This is a genomic window from Paenibacillus sp. J2L1-98 (assembly GCF_056269405.1).
This window is the reverse complement of record NZ_JBWDNW010000016.1, coordinates 76,041-96,425: the sequence shown is the minus strand read 5'-3', so window position 1 is coordinate 96,425 and position 20,385 is coordinate 76,041. Positions and strand designations below refer to the sequence as shown.

Below are 20,385 nucleotides of genomic sequence, written 5' to 3'. Positions count from 1 at the left end.
TTTAGAGCACCCGCTTTTCTCTCTTAATCGTTACGAATCGTTAGCGAAGAAGCGAACTCTGCTTCCGCCTCCTGCATCTTACTGAATGCGCGCCGGTCCGCCCCGGTCCATCCGGAAGGCGCTTCTGTAACGAACGAAACCGCAAATACATTGCCGCTGTCCATCAGCAGCTCCCGGTATGGCTTCGATTGCTCCTTCCAAGCAGCTTCGACGCTTTCCCACTGCTTCAGCGGCACTGCGTATAATGTGGCCAGCTTGGCTTTGACATTCGTATGCTCATTCCAATAATCGACCGCTACGAAGGCATATTGCTCCTCTGGGCTGTGAAGCGTATAACGGCCCATCCATTGCTTGGGAATCCGAAGCTGCGTGCCGTACCGGTAATCGGTGAATTCCTCCGTTATTTTCACAAAATCCTCATTGCCGTCCCACTGCATCCATTCGTTCAGCCATTTGGAATTCGCATAAGCGATGTCCGCATAGCCCGGCGCCTCTTTCGTCCATTGCAGCTCCAAAATGCCGTCCCCATTAATATCCCTGCTCATCGTAGGCGTACCGCTCAAGCCTTCCTGCCCGTTGGAGGAGTCCGGGTAAACGAGCCGCAGCTTGTTTCTCTCCCATACGTACATGGCGGAATAGGTGCTATGAGCTCCGGTCGACGCCTCCAAAATAATGCCTCTATGACGCGGCGAAATTCGCCCTATTAATAAGCGGTCATAATTATTAACCTCATTATACAGTTTCTCCGTAATAAGCTTGTGCAAGCGACCGTTTTCCCAATTGTAAATCGTTAAATGAAATTCCGGCAATGCCATTTCCTGATTGGTCCCAAGCTCCGAGATGATCGCAAGCTCAAGCCGCCCATCCTCGTTAATATCTCCCGTATCCCCATACGAATAGGGCAAGGACTCCTTTGGCTTCAGTGTAAGCTTGCCCGTCTCACTGCGCACCGGCTTGGAATTAAACGAGTAAATCTCCAGCATATTAGGACTGTCGAAAGCGCCGATCCACCCGATTATAATTTCCATCAGGCCATCCTTATCGAGATCCTTTACTTTCAGCCAATCGATCATTCTTGCCAGCGGCTGCTGTACAAGCACCCATGGCTTCCATGAGGCTGACGTATATTTAAACACCATAAGTTCTGGTGAACTATATTCATTGTAATAAGAAACGACAGCCTCTTCCGTGCCGTCTCCGTCCACATCGATAAGGCGGATCGCCTCCATATGCTCCTCTCTATGCGGGAGCGTCAGCTTGCTGTAAACAGGCAGGGTGCTTTCGATCGCTTGCACAATGGCCTGCTTTTCCGGCGCAATGGCCGGTTTCTGCAGCAGATCCGCAGGCGCAGCTGTATAACGGCAGCCTGTTGCCAAGAATAGGAGCGAGAAAACGCTGCTGAGCAGCATTCCCCATCGCATGTTTTTCCCGCGCCTGCGCTTGGCATCTGTATAACTTGCGTCATCCAACTTTCCAGCCTCCTCGTGCATGAACCCTTGTTAAGCTACTTGATCGGCAGTGACTAATGTATAGCCCATTTGCTCCAGTTCATCAATAACCTCCGGTAAAGCCTTTACCGTGTTCTTGATATGCTTGCCGCCAAAAGAATGCATTAATATTATACCACCGGGCTTCGCCTCGTTTTTTATCATTTTGCAGATGTTGTCTGCCGAGGTTCCTGCCCAGTCCCGCGTGTCGATGGTCCAACCGATTAATTCGCGATTATTATCTTTCAACAAGGTCTTGAGTATGTCCGATACTGCGCCATAAGGAGCGCGGAACATAACCGGCGTAAAACCGACCGCTTTCTTGATCGCAGCATCCGCTGTGTTCACTTCCTCGATCATTTGTTTCTTATTCAGCTCAGATAAGTCTTTATGGTTGTATGTATGATTGCCGATCGCATGCCCTTCGTCCACGATGCGCTGGAGCACCTCGGGGTTTTTACTTACTTGCTGTCCAACTACAAAAAAGGTAGCTTTTACTTCTTTTTCCTTCAGGATATCCAAAATCGCGGTCGTGTAACGGTTATCCGGGCCGTCGTCGAACGTGAGCGCGATCAGCTTATCCCCTTTCCCTTTAACCGGCTTCGCTTCTGTAACGGACTGATCAGGCTTGTTCAAGCGATCATTGTCCGGCTCATTCGGCTTATCCGGCTTGCCCGGTTTGCCGCTGCTTGTATCTGGTGTACCGGCTGATGCTGCGCCCGGCGTCTGCTCCAAGCCCCCATTCGAATCCCCCTCCAAATGGCCGTTGATAACTCCGCTTCCAGCCCCCGCAGCATTGCCGGCGATAACAACATCGCCTTCGTTCTCCATCCCGCCTGCTGTCTGCGGTCCCTTCTCGCCATTTCCCCCGTTCATTACCGGCTTGCTGCTGCCGGCTGTCATAAGCGATGACAAGCCTAACGGTTTACTAACCGCACAACCGCCAAGCCATACCATTACTGCTGCCAGCATGAACAGCGCAATCACCCTGCGTCGACGCTTTTTTCCTCTCTCCATCCCGCTCACCTTCTATTCCTCCCTGATAGCTTCATCTTAATGGAATAGTCGTTTTAGAGAGTTACAAATTAGTAACACCGTTCGAGCGCAGTTGACACCCTTGTCGAAACCGCAGCAGCATCATCTGGCACTGTACTCATTTGGAACCGATAAGAAACAAAAACCCCCTCTGATCCGTTATAATCGGTTCAGGGGGGCGTATTTTTTACAAACCAAATTCCCATTCAAAAAAGTCCCGGCGTCATAACCTGACAGACTGCGATGCTCGTTCATTTGGGCGTTGGCTTATTAAGCCGGCATAACATAACAGTCCTCCTGCTCCGCACACTGCGATGACGATGCCGAGCGGCACCGCCGATCCTGTGCCTCCAATACCGGCAAGCGGTGAAACGATGGAGCCAAGGAGCATGGAGCCAAGCCCAAGCCAAGCCGCCGCGCTCCCGGCTGCTTCCGGGTGGCTTTGCAGAGCAAGGGATGAACTGGTCGTCCCGACAAATCCCATGCTGGCAACGATCAGAAATAGCGGAAGCAGCACCCATCCGAGTGAACCATTCAGTAAAAGAACGCCAAGCAGGTACATCCCGTTGACCGAGTTAAGAATAAGACCGAAAATAGTATCCTCTTTGCTCCGAACCGCCTCACAAGCCGTGAAGCAATCTGAGTAGAGATCAAAAAGCCCGATCCGTTAAGTGCAAACAGCAGGCTGAACTGCTGAGGCGTCGCTCCGTATATATCCTGAATTAAAAACGGGGAACCGGCTATATAAGCGAACAATCCAGCCGATGTGAAGGATTGTGCACCAACGTAGCCAAGGAATAAGCGATCTTTCAAAATATGGAGCATTGCCGAAACGGAATCTCTTAAGCCGCCGGTGATCCGCTTATCAGCCTGCAAGCTCTCCGGAATACCGATGTAGATAGCGGACACCATCACCGTTCCGATGATCGCCAATACGATAAATAAGCCGTGCCAGGACATGGTTTGCAGCAAAATGCCTCCGAGCACCGGCGCAACGATTGGCCCGAGGCCTCCGACCATTGTCAACAAGCCAAAGAACGTGGTAAGCTCGACGCCGGAGAAATGATCCCTGGCGATGGCTCTGGAAATGACCATTCCGGAGGCCGCAGCAACCCCCTGCAGTAACCGGCTGGTCAATAGCAGCCAGACGGAGTCGCTTGCCGCTACCAGCAGCGAGGCGGCGACGAATGCTGACATCCCGATCAGCATCGGCAGCCGGCGCCCTTTCGCGTCGCTGATCGGACCCGCGACAAGCTGTCCGAACGCGAGGCCTAAAAGGAAAAAAGTCAAACTCAGCTGCGTCATCGAAGCGCTCGTTTGCAGCTCGCCTGCCATTGCAGGAAGGGCAGATAAATACATGTCGATCGCAAAAGGCGCTAATGTAGACAAAGATCCTAAAATAATAATCATGGACAATCGTTGATTACGGCTCAATTTCTACCTCTTCTGAGACTTTATTTTCTGTGGACATTTATCACTTGCCGTAAGTCAGCGCAAGCTTCGCGAACATATCCTCAAGCGTAAACCGGGCATCTACGTAATGATAGACGCGGATCATTCTTTCCTTCTGATCATGTACATAATACATATCCTCTGTAATGCGCGGAGCAGGTACTATATCATAGCCGTATTCATGCTCATCCAGCAGCAAGCTGATTGCCGGTGAATCGCCAAGCGACCACATTTCTCCTTTTGGCCAAGGGGAATTTTGAAAAGCTTCGGCAGCCCAGTTATTGAAATCAATCAGCTGCTGATACAGATAGTTTCCGATTTCGCCGTACGGCTTCACTTTGTACGCCAATTCCGCAATGCTCACCCGCATCGTCGTATACACGGTGTGCGGAACTTGCCAGAGCTCGACTTTTGAATCAAAAACCACATTAGCGGCATCGATGTCATTAAGCAGGTTATACTCCCAACCGCCTTCAGGATAGTGTCCTCCCCCGATCCAAATAACGGTCAGCTTATCCGCAATGCTTGGCTCCATCAGAAGGGCGGAAGCCATATCGGTCAGCGGTCCTAAGAACACGACATAAAGCGGTAAAGGATCTTCCTTAAGCGCCTCGAGCACGATAGCTTCAGCCCCCTCCGAAATCTGAGGTTCTGTCTCGTTCTCCAACGCTTTGGCTGCCCCTTTATAAACCGGTACTTGTCCTTGAAGGTCCATGATCGATAAAACCTTCTGGATTTCATCGTAGCTCTGCTGCATCGTATCCTTCCGATTCATCATGGAAGCTGTTTTTTCGAATTGGGCCGCAATAATCCCTTTTATTTTGAAACGCGGCGTAAGCAGCGCATGCACGATGGCAAATTGGTCATCGGCCTCGTTTTTGGCATCGGTATTGATGATTAGCCTAATTTTTTTGGATTCCGGAATATCAAATGGCAACTTCATCGATTCGTTCCTCTTTTCTTATTGTTGTGGCTTCATGTGTATATTCATACTCAAACCGGTAATCGCCTGATCCCGCCTCGAGCCTTACTCCCTCAACGCATTGCCCGGCGTGCGAAATACCGCCCGCATATTCCAGTAGCACCCCATTCTCTTTCACCGTTTCGAGCGTTGCTCCCGGCAGTACGATTTCAGCCGTCGTATTGGCCGGAATTGTCACGCGGATAGCCATTCGCCCGTTCTCCACCTTCTCCCAACGGGAGCGGACTGTGCCGTACATCGTCATTAAGCTGCCTTCCGCCCAGGAAAGCCCTTCGCCAGGCTGCGGCCGAATGATGATTCTTTTGTAGCCCGCACCCGTCTCGTCCGTGTCGATGCCAGCGACGCTGCGGTAAAGCCAATCGCCGATCGCGCCGTACGCATAATGGTTGAAGGAGTTCATGTCGTCGCTCCAGAAGGAGCCGTCTTCTTTAATGCCGTCCCAATGCTCCCATATCGTCGTCGCCCCTTTGGACACCTGATACAGCCAGGACGGGTAATCCTGCTGGAATAACAGCTTGTAAGCCACCTCGCTGCTGCCGAAGCCGCTGAGCACATGGTTCAAATACGGCGTGCCGACGAAGCCGGTCGTAAGGTGATACTTGTTTTCCTTCAGCAGATCCAGCAGCTTTTGAACGGCTCGCTCCTGCGCTCTTCCATCAAGCAGTCCGAACATCAGTCCTAACAGCTGCCCGGTTTGGGTCGGAACGGTTAATCTGCCGGAAGGCGTGACAAACTCCTCGTTGAACGCTTTGCGAATGCCCGCATACAGTTCGGCATAATGGGCTGCATCCTCATTCCGCTGAAGGACGGCAGCCGTTTTTTGCATAATGGAAACGGAATACGCATAAAAAGCGGTGGCGACATAATCGGTATCCGTCGCTCCCAAATAGCTGTTCTCTTTGGCGTCGAGTGCAAGCCAGTCGCCGAAATGGAAGCCCGTATTCCAAAGGTATTCATTATCGCCCTGCCTGCGGATATAAGCAACCCATGCCTTCATGCTTTCATACTGCGATTCAAGTATGCGGGTATCTCCATAGCACACATAGATCGTCCAAGGACAGATGACGGCAGCGTCGCCCCATGCGGCAGATGAGAAAGGAGGCGGGAAATTCGGATCCGGCTTCCCTTTACTGAGCATATCCGGAACGACAAACGGAACGCCGCCCTCGGCATTCTGGTCAACCTTCAAATCGCCGAGCCACTTCGTAAAGAATGGCGCCACATTCGCCAAATACGCGGCCGTCCGTACGAAAACCTGCGCGTCCCCCGTCCAGCCCAGCCGTTCGTCACGCTGCGGACAGTCTGTCGGCACATCCAGGAAATTGCCCTTCATCCCCCACAAAATATTGTGCTGCAGTTGGTTGACCATCGGATCGGAGCAGGAAAAATCGCCGGTCATCTCCATGTCGGAATGGAGGACGACGCCCGTGAAATCCTCAAGTTTGACCGGTTCCTCAAACCCTGTTAACCGAATATACCGGAAGCCCTGAAATGTGAAATGCGGCTCGAAGGTTTCCGCTCCGCCGCCCTTCAGCACGTAACGGATCGTTTGCTTCGCCTTCCGAATATTGCCCGGGTAAAAGTTCCCTTCCCGGTCCAAAATCTCGGCATGATGGATTTCAACCTCCCTGCCGGCTTCCCCGCGCACCGTGAAACGAACCCAGCCCACCATGTTCTGCCCCATGTCGATGACCGTATCGCCGCCCGGCGTACGAATCAGCTCTATCGGCTTCAGTTCCTCCATCTTGCGAACGGGCACATTTTCCTGTGCTATTATGATTTCTTTGGTGTGCGTGATCGTCTCGACAGGCTGCCAATAGCGATCGTTATAGCCTGCAAGGCTCCAACCCTTTTGTTCCAAGCGGGCGTCGTAGCTCTCGCCATGATAAATCTCGGACATGAGGATCGGGCCGCCTGCCGCTTTCCAGCTGTCATCCGATTTCACGACTAATTCCCGTCCGTCCTCCATCACGATATGAAGCTGCAAGAGCAGCGCTGTGCGGTCGCCATAAAGCGCCTTATCGCCGGTCCACCCCAAATACCCCTTATACCAGCCGTTTCCGAGCAGCGCCCCAAGCGCATTTTCTCCCTGATGCAGCATCACTGTGACATCGTAAGCTTGGTACTGCAGGCGATGATCATAGCTGGTCCAGCCTGGAGCAAAGTAATCGCTGCCTACCCGGCTGCCGTTCAACTCCAGCTCGTACACGCCTAGAGCAGTTGCAAAAATACTTGCAGAGCGGACAGCGCCGTCAACGCGGAACGGCCTGCGCAGCATCGGAACCTGCTCCGAATCCTCTGCGAACAGGGCCGCAGGCGCGCTGATCCATTCGGCCTGCCACTCCGAGGCAGCAAGAAGCCCCATTTCCCAATAAGCGGGAGCAGACCATCCGGTGTCTTCTCCATGTATATTCCACGCCCGAACGCGGTAGTAGTAGCGCCTTTTCGAAGCCATTTCCAGCCCCGCCAGCTCTACATGAGTCGAGCGGTCCGATTCCAGGCGTCCCGAATCCCATAAGAGCTCGTCAAACCGGTCATCCGCCGCTACCACCAGCCGGTAAGCGGCTTGCTGAGATCCTCTTGCATCCGATTGCAGCTTCCAGCTTATGCGCGGCTGACGCGTGTTCAGCCCAATCGGGTTTTGCTTGTATTCGCAGCGCAGATCAGTGATCGTAAACATATTCGTTCCTGCCCCCTTAACGATGAAATAAAATTGCAAATCCCTCCTCCCATGGATGGAAGGAGGGATTGTGTTATCCGTTTGCTTTATTTGCTGTTAGCCGCTTTCCACGCATCCAGCTGTTTTTGCTTCTCAGCAATAATTTTATCCAATCCAGCCGCTTTCAGTTTCTCATTGAATTCGCCGATCAAAGCTGGATCAAGCGATCCGGACTCAAGACCGATCTTATATTGATTCACCACGTTTGTTGCCGCAGCCACTTCCGTTTTGACCGGAGTAGCGTCAAAGGAGAAACCAAGTGCCGGAGAAACTTTAGCCGATTCGTTGAAGGCTTTCATTTGCTCCCAAATGTCCGTTTCCGTGCCTTGCCAAACATGCGTCAGGAAGTTGTTGCCGACTTCCCACTGATTGTTCACATAGCCCGATTCAGTGACTCCGTCTGGAAGCTTGATCGTGCCGTCGTCATTTTTAACGTAATGCTTTCCTTCAATGCCGATGGCGAACAAGTTCATAACATCCGCATCCGTGTAGAGGAGGTTCATAAGCTGCATCGCACGCTCAGGATTTTGGCTGTTCAAAGGAATCGACATCATAAAGCCGTTAGCGCCGTTCGATTGGATTACCGGCTCGGTTAGACGTACGCCGACCATTTCGTATCCTGTGGCTTTAGATTCCTGCTTCTCGTAGCTCGGCTTCATGTTGTTCATATAGCCCAGCGCTTTGCCTGCTTTCACCAAGCTTGTACCCATCTCTTGGGTCGTCGCGACGTCTTGCATGATATAGCCTGCTTCGTACCATTTTCTTGCCAGCCCAACCGTATTTTTATAAAGCTCGGTTTCATAGATGTTCTTTACTTTCATATCGTTGTCGTCCAGTATCAATACCCCAAGCGCATCGCCGAGCGGATCGATTTGCGGCGTGTACATCTCATAAGAAACGGTTCCCGTCTGGGTGCTTTGTACCAAAGGAGAGATACCCGGTTCTTTGTCTTTGATTGTTTTGAACACCGATTCCAGGTCCGCAAACGTTTTGACCTTGGACAGATCGATTCCGTGCTTATCCACTAGATCTTTGCGGAGTACCATACCGTAGTCCGCTCCGACATCCCGGATGCTCGGTACGCCGTAATTTTTGCCGTCGATTTTTGTGCCGTTATATATTTCAGGAGCCATCGTATTTTTAATTTCAGGACCGTATTTCTCAAGCAGCTCATCCAGAGGCAATAATTGTCCTTTCGCTACTTGTGAGCTGTAATTGAAGAAAGAGGACGTTACCAGAAGATCAAGCGGCTCGTTGCCGGCAAGCAGCAAATTCACCTGTTGGTTCCACGCCGCGATGTCGATCGGCATCAGCTTCACGGTCGCATTGATTTTTGCCTTCGTAATCTTATTGATTTCTTCCTGCACGGCAGCTACATCCGTCATGTTGCCGATATTGATAAATGCCATCGTTAGCTCGACCGCTTCGCTGTTGCCGCCTGCGTTCTTGCTGCCGGATTCGTTCTTGACATTTCCGGTATTATTCGAGTTGCCGCAAGCTGCAAGCAGCAAGGTTAAAACCAGCATGACAGACAGAACAAGCGTGTATTTCTTCTTTCTCATAAACAATTTCCCCCTGTATTCTCGAATGTTATATACCAATCGGACCCGCGGAATCCGTGTTTGGTTATCCTTTGACTGCTCCGATTGTGAGCCCTTTGACGAAATACTTCTGGAAGAAAGGATAGACGCAAAGGATAGGCAGTATGCCTACAACAGCCATGGCCATCCGTACGGAATTCATCGGCAGACTAGCAGCCGCTGTGCTGTTGTTGCCGCCAATATTCGTTTGCTGCAGGAACTGAATATTGCTCAACATGCGGTTCAGCAAATTTTGAATACTGAATAACTCGGGTTCGGTAACATAAATCAAGCCGTTGAACCAATCGTTCCAGTAGCCTATCGTCAGCATCAAGCCGATCGTTGCTAATATCGGCAAGGAGAGCGGCAGGACGATCCGGTAAAAGATTTTAAACTCCGTCGCGCCGTCCATATAAGCGGATTCAATAATCGGCACCGGAATCGAGGTGCTGAAAAACGAACGGATGAGAAGAATGAAGAAGCCGTTCGTTAGAAGCCCCGGTATTATGAGCGCCATCAGCGTATTCTTCATTTCGAACACTTCGGTAAATACGAGATACGTAGGCACCAAGCCTCCGTTAAACAGAAGCGTGAAAAATACCAGGAAGGAGAATAGGCCGCGGTAGGGCATGTCGCCGCGGGAAAGCGGATAAGCGAGCAGGGCTGAAATAAGCAAGCCTGCGAAAGTGCCGACAATCGTGATCAGCACCGTTATACCGTAAGCTCTAGCCAAGGAAGAAGACTGGTTCCACAAGTAAGTGTAGGCTTTAAAGCTCCATTCCTTCGGAAACAAGCTGTACCCGTCCCTTACGATCGACTGCTCTTGCGTTAGCGATGAAATAATGAGCAGCAGGAACGGAAACAAGCATGCTGCCGCGAGCAGAATTAAGATCAGATGGACGAAAAACTGGTTCATATGATTCGTTTTCATGGTGTTATCAATCTCCTTCCGCCCTAAAATAGCGCTTGATCACGATTTTTACGACTTACGATGTAGTTCGCCACTAATACAAGGACAAAACCGACGATAGATTGGTACAAGCCGGCTGCCGATGACATTCCGATATCACCCAAGGTCATCAGCCCGCGATACACGTAAGTATCGATAACATCCGTCGTTGGCTGCAGCGGCCCGGAATTTAGCGGAACTTGATAAAATAAGCCGAAGTCGGAATAGAAGATGCGGCCGATCGCAAGCAGCGTCATAATGACGATAGTCGGCATAATTAGCGGAACGGTAATACTCCGGATTTGCTGCCATTTGTTCGCGCCGTCAATCGTAGCAGCCTCGTAATATTCATTATCGATGCCAATGATCGAAGCCAGATAAATGATACACAGATAACCGACATTTTTCCAAATGTTAACGAGCGTTAAAATGTACGGCCAGAACTTGGATTCCGCATACCAGGATATCGGATCGATGCCGAGGAGCGGCAGAATCTGCTTGTTTATGAATCCGCTCTCAACATTCATCATCGACAGTCCGAGATAGCCGACGACGACCATTGAAATTAAGTATGGAAGCAAAATGACGCTTTGATAAAACCGGGATGCCAGTTTCTTCTTCACTTCGTTCAGCAGGATCGCTACCCCGATAGCCATCACGGTGTTAATGATAATAAAGGATCCGTTGTACAATATCGTATTTCTTGTAATAATCCATGCGTCTGCCGTTTTGAATAAGTATTCAAAGTTTTTAAAGCCGATCCAGTCGCTTCCCAGTATGCCTTTAGCGTAGTTAATATCCTTAAACGCTATAATCACACCGAACATTGGCAAATAATTATTGATGATCAGATAGATCATGCCCGGAATAATCATCAGAAAAAGCGCCCGGTAACGTTTTAAGTTTTTCCATAAAAGGCTTTGTTTTTTCACATGATTAGCTTGTCCAGCAATTGCAGCTTGTGTTGCCCGCGCAGCTTCCATGGCCTTCCCTCATTTCCTTGTTGTGATCGCTCTTCTTATTTACATTGTAGAAGATGGGGGGCGTACGGAATAACCTCAAAACGGACTTTACACTTTCGTTTTTTCGACTTTATATGCGCAGACGGCTGTCGCCGTCCTCTGGAGGCAAAAGCTCGTTTCGCGGTTAAGCCAGATATAAGGGTGAAACATATAATTCTTATATTTTAAAAGGAAAACCGGTCCGCTTTACGCGGATCCGGCCTCAGGTTTGCTATTTGGATTGAGCAAGCTTTCGATAATCGCCCGGGTTCATCCCCGTCATTTTTTTGAAGAGGGTCGAGAAATAGGACAGGTTGGAATAGCCGGATTGCACCGCAATATCGCTGACCGAGTACTCGGAGCGGGTCAATAATTGTTTAGCAAATTCGATGCGCTGAAGCTGCACATAGTCGGAGATTGACATCCCTGCCTCTTTCTTAAATACGCGGTTTAAGTAATCGGGATTTAAGTAAACAAAGTTTGCCACTTCCTCGCGCGTCAAGCTTTGCTCTCCGATATGCTCATTAATAAACCGTTTGACCTTTTCGACAAGCGACAAATTTTCCTGAAGGGCGTGAATGCGATTCATAGCCACCTCAACTAAATAAAGAATCCATTCCTTCATAGACGATAGAGAACGAAGCACAGCTTCCGGCTTGTCCGTCAGCAAGTTGCTTGCGAATACCTCATTCGCCTGAAGTCCCTTCACCTGTAGGACAAAAAACATCATTTGCAAAAAGTTTTGGTAAAAAAGCTGAAGCGACTGAGCGTCGACGCCGTTCTTCGCTTCCTTTAATTCGTCTAAATAACGCGCCACATCGCTGGCCAGCTTTTCCTTGGCGCCTTGCTTCATCCACTCTGCCCATTCGTTCATCGACGGAGGTTTTACCGTCTGCTCATTCTTCCGGTAATCGCGGAGCAGCAGCGTTTGATTAGCATGTGTCACATTGTCCTGGTCCATCCGCGTCAACTGGTGATACTGATCCACCATTTTATACGCATGAACCGGTTGGCCGATATAGGCACTGAGCTCGCAGTTGAAGTATTGGCTGCAGCTGCGCACATAAGCCTCGCAATCGGCAAGCATGGCGATATCCTGTGATTCTGACTCTGCGGGAAGCAGCACGAGCAAGCCGCCGCTCTGAATGGATATGACCGCCGAATCGGAATGAAATTTCAGTACCTGCTCCTCCGCGGCATTGCGCAGCGCATACTCCATAATTTGCTCATCCCGTTGATTCAACGATTTATACCATTTTTGAACGCGGAACAAGATCGGCAGAAACTTGGTGGAGCCGAGATAAGGGAGCTTATACTTCGCCGCATACTCCGAGGTACTCTCCGGAGAGGACACGATGCTTTGACGGAGGAGCTCCTGCCAGAAGCGTTCTTTCAACATCGGTTTTTGCGATTCCCATAATTGAACGTAATGCTTATAGTTGGATTCAAACGCCGATAGCTCCAAATCCTTATTGATTTTGACCAGCACTTTATCGATTACCTGCTCCAATTCCTCATAATCCGCCGGCTTCAGCAAATACTCAAAGCTGCCCAGCTGGATCGCTTTCTTGGCATATGAAAAGTCGGAGTGCGAGGTCAAAAAAATCGTTTCCGTCTTCGGATAATATTCTCGTACCCAGGCTAGTAAATCGAGGCCCGAGCCTTTGGGCATTTCAATATCGCAAAGCATCAGCTGCACCGGCTCCGTTTGAAAGATATGTTGTGCCTGCTTTAACCCGCGGGCAGTGTGGACGGCATGAATATTCAGCTTGTCCCACCTGACGCCTGCCTCCAGCCCGCGAATCGCATGCACTTCGTCATCAACGATTAGTACGGTATACATAGGGAAACACTCCTTTCTAACGAATCGATAACGGCAGAGTGATCCTCACCACCGCTCCCTTTCCTGCTTCGTTTGCGAAAGTAATTTTCGCTTCCGACTGGTAAAGCAATCGAAGCCGCCGCTTTATATTCCAAATGCCGACATGCTCCCCTTCTTCGCTGATCCGCTCTTCTCCGGCATGCAGGCTTCTAAGAACTTCTTCCGGAAATCCCGATCCGCTGTCTCTAATCGTAATGCCTATCGCGCGGCCTTTGTCTGCCTCTACAAGCTCGGCTAAAATGCAAATCTCAATTTCACGATCGACATCGACGGCATGCTTGATCGTATTTTCAACGATTGTCTGGATGACGAGAGGCGGAACCTCAACCTCCTTAACCTCGTCTTTCATATCGATCCGGTAGGTCAATATATCGGGGAAACGAAGCTGCTGAATACGCAAATAATTAGCGGTATGAAGCAGTTCATCCTTTAGCGGCACCAGATAGTTGTTCGTCCGGAACATATACCGGAAGTAAACAACCAGACATTTGGACATTTCCTGAATCAGCTTAAAGTCCTTTACGGTTGCTAAATTATAAATGATGTTAAGCGAATTCAAAAAGAAATGCGGGTTGATCTGCAGCTGAAGCAGCTGCAGCTCCGATTTCTGATGGTTCAGCTTTTCTTCGTACACATTGATTTTTAAATGATGAATTTCAGATATCATCCGGTTAAACGTCTCATTCACGATCTCAAACTCGGTTGACGTGTTCGGCTGATTAAGCCTGGTGTTCCAATTCCCATCCCTTGTTTTCCGCATCGCAACGACTAGCCGCTTCATCGGCAGGAGGAAAACTCTCCGCATTAAAAATAAAAATAGAAACAGAAAAACAATAGCCCCAGCCGAAATGAAAGATGACACCCGCTGTATAAAAGGCAGCTTTTGTTGAATAGCATCATCGGGAATGAGCGCAATCAGCTTGAAATCTCCTTTATCCGAAGACTCGCCCATCATGAGGTAATTGCGTTTAATGCCAGTTATAATATAAGGCTCGGAAGAGACCTCAAGCTTAATGCCTTCCCGCTCGATCATCTCGCGCTGGCTTATCGGCTTCAGCTCATCGGTCGTTAGCAGTGCTGCGCCAGACTGTCCGAGATCGATCAAATTAAGTGGAACCATCAGCTTCTCGCTGTTAACCCAGGCCCCTGCATAGACCTCGCCGCTTCGAATCAAGCGCAGTAAACCATAATTGTCATTGCCCTGCAGAACATGCCAATCCGGACCGGCGAACGCTTCGGGCTGCCCATGCAGCATGCGCAGCAGCTCCTGCCTTATCGTATCCCGCTCCTCAAAGGAGGAGCCGAACTGCTGGGTCATAATTAATTCGTCGTTCGTGATGGAATAGGCGAAAAACAGATCGACCGATCTATACCCGCTAATATCCGCTGCTATCGTATTGAACAACCGCAATTTGCTCAGCGTATAGGCCGACCTATTGTCTTCGGCCGGCTTCTGGAAGCCGATCAGATCCGTATCTTTTTCCGTAAAGTCGAATAAATGCTTATCCACTTCGTTCAAATTGCGGTCGATTTCGTTCATGTAAAGACTCAATAAGTTTTTGTTGGACTGCGCAACCTGGTTCCTTACAACTTCAACCGAATATATATTATTGACAATTAAGACCGTAACGAGCGGCACAATAATAAAGAGGACGCCGGCAAACATTTTAAACCGCAGGGAGTTGAAATAAGCTTGCATGTTTCGCTCGTCTCCTTCATGCTAATTCACACATTATCCTTACTATTGCCATTACCTTCATTATACTTGTAAAAAGAATGGGCCGCTTTTGTTCTCACGACCTTCGTTTTCGTTATTTTGACTAATTAAGGCGCTTAAGGAATAGGGAATGACGTGCTGTGGTGAAAAAAAACGCCCGCTTCCGCTACCGCAGAAGCGGTAATGGAAGCGGGCAGCTTTCGGTTTTCAAACTGACTGACTAGCGGCTTCTGCTTAAAACGAGCTTATACGAGCGCTTTAGCCGCAATATCCGTTCGGTTTTGTTTTCCTTCAAAATCAATGACGCTTACCGCTTCGTATGCGCGTGCGCGAGCTTCTGCGATGTCGCGGCCGCGGCCGACGATACCAAGCACACGTCCGCCGTTCGTTACGAATTGTCCGTCCTTCTCAGCTGTGCCTGCATGGAACACAAGCGCGCCTTGCGCTTCTGCTTCAGCAAGTCCAGTAATGACGCGGCCCTTCGGATATGACGCCGGATAGCCTTCCGATGCGACAACGACGCATACCGCAGCTTCTTCGCTCCACTGAATGTCCAGCTGATCCAGGTTGCCGCTCAGCGATGCGAGTACGATGTCGACCAGATCTGTTTGCAAACGCGGCAATACGACCTGTGTTTCCGGATCTCCCATGCGCGCATTAAACTCAATCGTCTTCGGACCGTCTTTTGTAATCATAAGGCCCGCAAACAGAACGCCGCGGAACGGGCGGCCTTCACTGACCATTGCTTTTGCGGTAGGAATAATGATGTTCTGGATCGATTCATCAATGATAGCTTGATCGATATGCGGTAGCGGTGTGTATGTGCCCATACCGCCCGTATTAGGGCCCTTGTCGCCGTCGAAGATCGGCTTATGATCCTGTGCGGGAACCATCGCGCGAACGGTCTCGCCGTCAACAAATGCGAGAATCGACATTTCTTGTCCGACTAAGCATTCCTCGATTACGATTTGGCTGCCCGCTTGGCCGAACACTTTATCAACCATCATTTCGCGCAGTGCCTGCTCCGCTTCTTCAAGCGTCGCCGCAACCGTAACCCCTTTGCCTGCCGCCAAGCCGTCAGCCTTAATAACGATAGGCGCGGATTGCTCGCGCAGGTACGCGGAAGCCGCTTCATAATCGGTGAACGTTTCGTATTTCGCGGTCGGAATATCGTATTTCTTCAGCAAATTTTTCATGAAAATTTTGCTGCCCTCGATTTCCGCCGCGTTTTTGCGGGGACCGTACGCCTGGATGCCAGCTGCTTCGAACGCATCTACGATACCATCCGCCAGCGGATCATCCGGACCTACGAAAACGAGATCGATCGATGCTTCCTTTGCAAAACGGATCAGCTCATCGAACTCACTTACCGCAATCGGCACGCATTCAGCAAGCTGCGCAATTCCGGCATTGCCTGGCGCGCAAAAAATTTCTTTAACCTTCTCGCTTTTCTTAAGCGCCCAGACGATTGCATGCTCGCGTCCGCCGCCGCCTACTACCAAAATACGCATAACATTAACCCCCTAAATGACTATATGAAACCGGTGCAGCCGCAATCTCCGCCTTGTCCGTTAAATTGCGGCTGCCCATATTCTAGTGCTTAAAGTGACGTACGCTAGTGAACACCATAGCGATGTTGTTCGCGTTCGCAGCAGCGATCGACTCTTCGTCCTTGATCGAGCCGCCTGGTTGGATGATCGCAGTAATGCCTGCTTTTGCCGCAAGCTCTACCGTGTCGCCCATCGGGAAAAACGCGTCGGATGCAAGCGCCGCGCCTTTAGCCGCTTCGCCCGCTTGCTCAATCGCAATGCGAGCCGCGCCTACGCGGTTCATTTGACCTGCGCCAACGCCGATCGTCATATCGTCCTTCGCAAGCAGAATCGCGTTGGATTTAACGTGCTTAACAACCTTCCAGCCGAATAGAAGCTGCTTAAGCTCTTCCGCTGTCGGTTTACGATCAGTAACAAACTGCAGATCCGCTTCCGTTACACTGTGAACGTCGCTCTCCTGTACAAGCATGCCGCCGTCAACCGACGTTACAAGCCATTCCGGCTTGCGCTCGCCAGCTGCGGACAGCTCGCCCAACTTCAGCAAACGAATGTTTTTCTTCTTAGTCAGAATCTCAAGCGCCTCTGGCGTGAAGTCAGGGGCAATGATGATTTCGAGGAAAATGCCGCCAAGCAGCTCAGCTGTATCTGCGCCAATCGTACGGTTAGCCGCGACGATACCGCCGAAGATCGAAGTCGGATCTGCCGCGTATGCTTTTTGGTAAGCCTCGTGAATCGTTGTGCCGATACCTACGCCGCATGGGTTCATATGTTTAACGGCAACGACAGCCGGCTCGTCGAACTCTTTCAAAATCGCGAGCGATGCGTTAGCGTCGCTAATATTGTTGTAAGAAAGTTCCTTGCCGTGCAGCTGTTCAGCCGTAGTAACGCTGCCTGCCCCTGCAAGCGGCTTGCTGTAGAAAGCTGCTTTTTGGTGCGGGTTCTCGCCGTAACGGAGATCCTGTACTTTCTCGTAAGTGACCGTGTAAGTTTCAGGAAGCGGTTCGCCCATTTGTTTGGAGAGATAATCCGAGATCAGGGAATCGTAAGCCGCAGTATGACGGAATACTTTTGCAGCCAGACGTTTACGCGTTTCAAGCGTCGTGTCGCCCTGTGCCTTCACTTCTTCAAGAATGGTGCCATAGTCGCCGGCATCAACAACAACCGTTACGAATGCGTGGTTTTTGGCAGCCGAACGAAGCATTGTCGGACCGCCGATATCGATGTTTTCGATTGCATCTTCGTACGATACATCCGGCTTCGCGATCGTTTCTTTGAACGGATAAAGGTTAACGATAACGAGGTCAATATAGTCCAGACCAAGCTCCTTCATTGCCTTCTGATGCTCTTCATCGTCACGTACCGCTAGCAATCCGCTATGTACGGCCGGGTGAAGCGTCTTAACGCGTCCATCCAAAATTTCCGGAAAGCCCGTTACGTCGGAAATACCGATAACCGGTACGCCTTCCTTTTGCAATAGACTGAACGTACCGCCCGTCGAAATGATTTGCACACCTTGGTTTGCTAATTCTCTGGAAAACTCCACGATTCCCGATTTATCGGAAACACTAATTAACGCTCTGCGAATAGCCACGCAAATACCTCCTCATCTATTTGACCAAACTTTTACTTATTCCATCAGAGAACCTTCCATCCATCGCGCCGACTAAAGAGCCCATTTCCGCCGTTTCCGCTGACAATAGGTCTAATTTCTAGACCTATTGAACTCAAACCAGCCGATATGTTTGGAATAGAGCTACTTTCTAGCTCTATTCCCTCAACAAACACCCGAATGAGCCCATTTCCGCCGTTTCCACTGACAATAGGTCTAATTTCTAGATCTATTGAACTCAAACCAGCCGATATGTTTGGAATAGAGCTACTTTCTAGCTCTATTCACTCAACAAACACCCGAATGAGCCCATTTCCACCGTTTCCGCTGACAATAGGTCTAATTTCTAGACCTATCGAACTCAAACCAGCCGAAATGTGTGGAATAGCGCTACTTTCTAGCTCTATTCACTCAGCAAACACCTGTATGAGCCCATTTCCGCCGTTTCCGCTGACATTAAGTCTAATTTCTAGACCTATCGAACTCAAACCAGCCGAAATGTGTGGAATAGAGCTACTTTCTAGCTCTATTCACTCAGCAAACACCTGTATGAGCCCATTTCCGCCGTTTCCGCTGACATTAAGTCTAATTTCTAGACCTATCGAACTCGAACCAGCCGAAATGTGTGGAATAGAGCTACTTTCTAGCTCTATTCACTCAGCAAACACCTGAATGCGCATCCTGATGCACGGGGGACGGGGCAGCTGACTAGCGGCTTATTGTCACATGACGTTCATTCAGCGAGACGCGGCCCTGCGCGATTTGCTGGATGACGGCCGGCAGCAGCGCCTGCTCGGTTGCGTGAATACGCACTGCGAGCGAGTCTTCTGTATCCTCGTCCGCCACTTCAACGGCGCGCTGCGCGATGATCGGCCCGCTATCCATACCGCCGTCCACATAATGCACCGTGACGCCAGTCAGCTTAACGCCGTAAGCCAGCGCTTGGCCGATGCCGTTCACGCCGGGAAATGCCGGCAGCAGCGACGGATGAATATTGATCATTCTGCCGTAGAACGGCTCAACGAGCACCGACGTAATAATGCGCATATAGCCTGCAAGCACGATCAGCTCTACGCCCCGGCGCTGCAGCTCGTCAATAATTTCCGTCTCGTAAGCTTCACGGGACGGATACTCCTTCGGCGTGAACAGGAACGTATCCACGCCAGCCTTCCGGGCGCGCTCCACAACCGGAGCGGCAGGCTTGTCACAAACAAGAAGCTCGATGGTTACATCGAGCTTCCCCTCCTGCACCGCATCCACAATCGCTTGGAAGTTCGTACCTTGTCCCGAAGCGAAAACAGCGATGCGAAGTGCTCCCATTATACGTCCGCTCCCGTAAATGTCACGATGCGGCTTCCTTCCGTAACCGTTCCGATACGGTAAGCCTGCTCACCAAGCTCTGCTGCAACGCGAAGCGCCTCATTTGCTTGATCAGCCGGAACAACAACAACTAGTCCAATGCCCATATTGAATGTCGTGAACATGTCACGATTCGTAATGCCACCTTTATTTTGCATCAGATCGAAGATCGGCAAAATCGGCCAAGAGCCGTATTCCACGTCAACGTTCACGCCGTCAGGAAGAACCCGGGGAATGTTTTCGATAAAGCCGCCGCCCGTAATGTGCGCCATGCCTTTCACATCCACTTGTTCGATCAGCTTAAGTGCCGATTTCACATAGATGCGCGTTGGTTCGATCAATACGTCGCCAAGCTTCGCGCCGCCAAGCTCTTCAAGCTCTTGATCAAGCGAGTAGCCGGCTTCCTCCAGCAGCAAGCGGCGAACGAGCGAGAAGCCGTTGCTGTGAATACCGCTCGAAGCAAAGCCAATTACAGCGTCGCCAGCTGCGATAGTGGATCCGTCGATCATTTTCTTCTTATCCACAATACCAACCGTAAAGCCGGCGATATCATATTCTCCGCCTTGATACATGCCCGGCATTTCAGCTGTCTCACCGCCGATTAAGGAACAGCCTGCTTGCACGCAGCCTTCCGCAATGCCTTTGACGATGGCTTCGATTTTCTCAGGCACAACTTTGTCGCATGCCAAGTAATCGAGGAAGAACAGTGGCTCCGCGCCTTGCACGATGATATCGTTCACGCACATTGCAACGGCGTCAATGCCGATCGTGTCATGCTTGTCCATTGCAAAAGCAAGCTTCAGCTTTGTTCCGACGCCGTCCGTTCCAGACACGAGCACAGGCTCATCGTACTTGTCCTTGTTTAGGCTGAACAGTCCGCCAAAGCCGCCAAGCTCTGCCAGCACCTCTGGACGGTAAGTCCGCTTTACGTGCTTCTTCATCCGTTCAACCGCTTCGTTGCCTGCCGCAATATCGACGCCGGCTTTTTTGTACGCTTCTGACACTCTCGGTCAACTCCTTAACTAATTTAGAGCAGCAATCGCTCCATAAGGTTAATCATTTA

Annotated in this window: 15 protein-coding genes; all 15 read right to left on the bottom strand. The window is 50.4% G+C overall.

Features of this window, described 5'->3' with window-relative positions; all coding sequences use genetic code 11:
• Positions 1-23: 23 nt before the first annotated feature.
• A complete protein-coding gene (locus AC0YNZ_RS22905; RefSeq protein WP_475828812.1) occupies positions 24-1,469 on the bottom strand; it encodes an FG-GAP repeat domain-containing protein in 1,446 nt (481 codons plus the stop codon).
• Between the two features lie 30 nt (positions 1,470-1,499).
• The gene (locus AC0YNZ_RS22900; protein ID WP_475828811.1) at positions 1,500-2,504 is read right to left on the bottom strand and encodes a polysaccharide deacetylase family protein; all 1,005 of its coding nucleotides are present in this window, start codon (positions 2,502-2,504) and stop codon (positions 1,500-1,502) included.
• Positions 2,505-2,745: 241 nt separating this feature from the next.
• Positions 2,746-3,039, bottom strand: coding sequence for a hypothetical protein (locus AC0YNZ_RS22895; protein WP_475828810.1), 294 nt, complete (start codon positions 3,037-3,039; stop codon positions 2,746-2,748).
• A 17-nt stretch (positions 3,040-3,056) separates the two neighbouring features.
• Complete coding sequence (locus AC0YNZ_RS22890) at positions 3,057-3,956, bottom strand: multidrug effflux MFS transporter (protein WP_475828809.1); 900 nt, start codon at positions 3,954-3,956, stop codon at positions 3,057-3,059.
• A 40-nt stretch (positions 3,957-3,996) separates the two neighbouring features.
• A complete protein-coding gene (locus AC0YNZ_RS22885; RefSeq protein ID WP_475828808.1) occupies positions 3,997-4,917 on the bottom strand; it encodes a nucleoside hydrolase in 921 nt (306 codons plus the stop codon).
• Positions 4,901-7,636 carry a family 78 glycoside hydrolase catalytic domain gene (locus tag AC0YNZ_RS22880; RefSeq protein ID WP_475828845.1) on the bottom strand — a complete coding sequence of 912 codons (2,736 nt, stop codon included), beginning with the start codon at positions 7,634-7,636 and terminating at the stop codon, positions 4,901-4,903. Before AC0YNZ_RS22880 ends, AC0YNZ_RS22885 begins: the two co-directional genes overlap by 17 nt.
• A gap of 86 nt (positions 7,637-7,722) precedes the next feature.
• On the bottom strand, positions 7,723-9,237 hold the full coding sequence (locus AC0YNZ_RS22875; RefSeq protein ID WP_475828807.1) for an ABC transporter substrate-binding protein: 1,515 nt from the start codon (positions 9,235-9,237) through the stop codon (positions 7,723-7,725).
• A 64-nt stretch (positions 9,238-9,301) separates the two neighbouring features.
• The gene (locus tag AC0YNZ_RS22870; RefSeq protein WP_475828806.1) at positions 9,302-10,186 is read right to left on the bottom strand and encodes a carbohydrate ABC transporter permease; all 885 of its coding nucleotides are present in this window, start codon (positions 10,184-10,186) and stop codon (positions 9,302-9,304) included.
• Positions 10,187-10,209: 23 nt separating this feature from the next.
• Positions 10,210-11,079: an ABC transporter permease gene (locus tag AC0YNZ_RS22865; RefSeq protein WP_475828844.1), complete on the bottom strand. Its 870-nt coding sequence runs from the start codon at positions 11,077-11,079 to the stop codon at positions 10,210-10,212.
• A gap of 358 nt (positions 11,080-11,437) precedes the next feature.
• Positions 11,438-13,048, bottom strand: a complete 1,611-nt coding sequence (locus AC0YNZ_RS22860) for a response regulator (protein ID WP_475828805.1) — start codon at positions 13,046-13,048, stop codon at positions 11,438-11,440.
• Positions 13,049-13,064: 16 nt separating this feature from the next.
• A complete protein-coding gene (locus AC0YNZ_RS22855; RefSeq protein ID WP_475828804.1) occupies positions 13,065-14,786 on the bottom strand; it encodes a sensor histidine kinase in 1,722 nt (573 codons plus the stop codon).
• 263 nt (positions 14,787-15,049) lie between these two features.
• The gene (purD, locus tag AC0YNZ_RS22850; protein ID WP_475828803.1) at positions 15,050-16,315 is read right to left on the bottom strand and encodes a phosphoribosylamine--glycine ligase; all 1,266 of its coding nucleotides are present in this window, start codon (positions 16,313-16,315) and stop codon (positions 15,050-15,052) included.
• An 82-nt stretch (positions 16,316-16,397) separates the two neighbouring features.
• On the bottom strand, positions 16,398-17,945 hold the full coding sequence (purH, locus tag AC0YNZ_RS22845; RefSeq protein WP_475828802.1) for a bifunctional phosphoribosylaminoimidazolecarboxamide formyltransferase/IMP cyclohydrolase: 1,548 nt from the start codon (positions 17,943-17,945) through the stop codon (positions 16,398-16,400).
• A 726-nt stretch (positions 17,946-18,671) separates the two neighbouring features.
• Positions 18,672-19,283 (bottom strand): phosphoribosylglycinamide formyltransferase, encoded by a 612-nt coding sequence (gene purN / locus AC0YNZ_RS22840; RefSeq protein WP_475828801.1) that lies wholly within the window; start codon positions 19,281-19,283, stop codon positions 18,672-18,674.
• Positions 19,283-20,326, bottom strand: coding sequence for a phosphoribosylformylglycinamidine cyclo-ligase (purM, locus tag AC0YNZ_RS22835; RefSeq protein ID WP_475828800.1), 1,044 nt, complete (start codon positions 20,324-20,326; stop codon positions 19,283-19,285). Before purM ends, purN begins: the two co-directional genes overlap by 1 nt.
• Positions 20,327-20,385: the final 59 nt, after the last annotated feature.

Bases quoted from the DNA above. Each gene is read 5' to 3' on its own strand.
- AC0YNZ_RS22900 (WP_475828811.1), bottom strand. From the start codon at position 2,504: ATGGAGAGAGGAAAAAAGCGTCGACGCAGGGTGATTGCGCTGTTCATG.
- AC0YNZ_RS22885 (WP_475828808.1), bottom strand. From the start codon at position 4,917: ATGAAGTTGCCATTTGATATTCCGGAATCCAAAAAAATTAGGCTAATC.
- AC0YNZ_RS22880 (WP_475828845.1), bottom strand. From the start codon at position 7,636: ATGTTTACGATCACTGATCTGCGCTGCGAATACAAGCAAAACCCGATT.
- AC0YNZ_RS22875 (WP_475828807.1), bottom strand. From the start codon at position 9,237: ATGAGAAAGAAGAAATACACGCTTGTTCTGTCTGTCATGCTGGTTTTA.
- AC0YNZ_RS22870 (WP_475828806.1), bottom strand. From the start codon at position 10,186: ATGAAAACGAATCATATGAACCAGTTTTTCGTCCATCTGATCTTAATT.
- AC0YNZ_RS22865 (WP_475828844.1), bottom strand. From the start codon at position 11,079: ATGATTATTCCGGGCATGATCTATCTGATCATCAATAATTATTTGCCA.
- AC0YNZ_RS22860 (WP_475828805.1), bottom strand. From the start codon at position 13,048: ATGTATACCGTACTAATCGTTGATGACGAAGTGCATGCGATTCGCGGG.
- AC0YNZ_RS22855 (WP_475828804.1), bottom strand. From the start codon at position 14,786: ATGCAAGCTTATTTCAACTCCCTGCGGTTTAAAATGTTTGCCGGCGTC.
- purD (WP_475828803.1), bottom strand. From the start codon at position 16,315: ATGCGTATTTTGGTAGTAGGCGGCGGCGGACGCGAGCATGCAATCGTC.
- purN (WP_475828801.1), bottom strand. From the start codon at position 19,283: ATGGGAGCACTTCGCATCGCTGTTTTCGCTTCGGGACAAGGTACGAAC.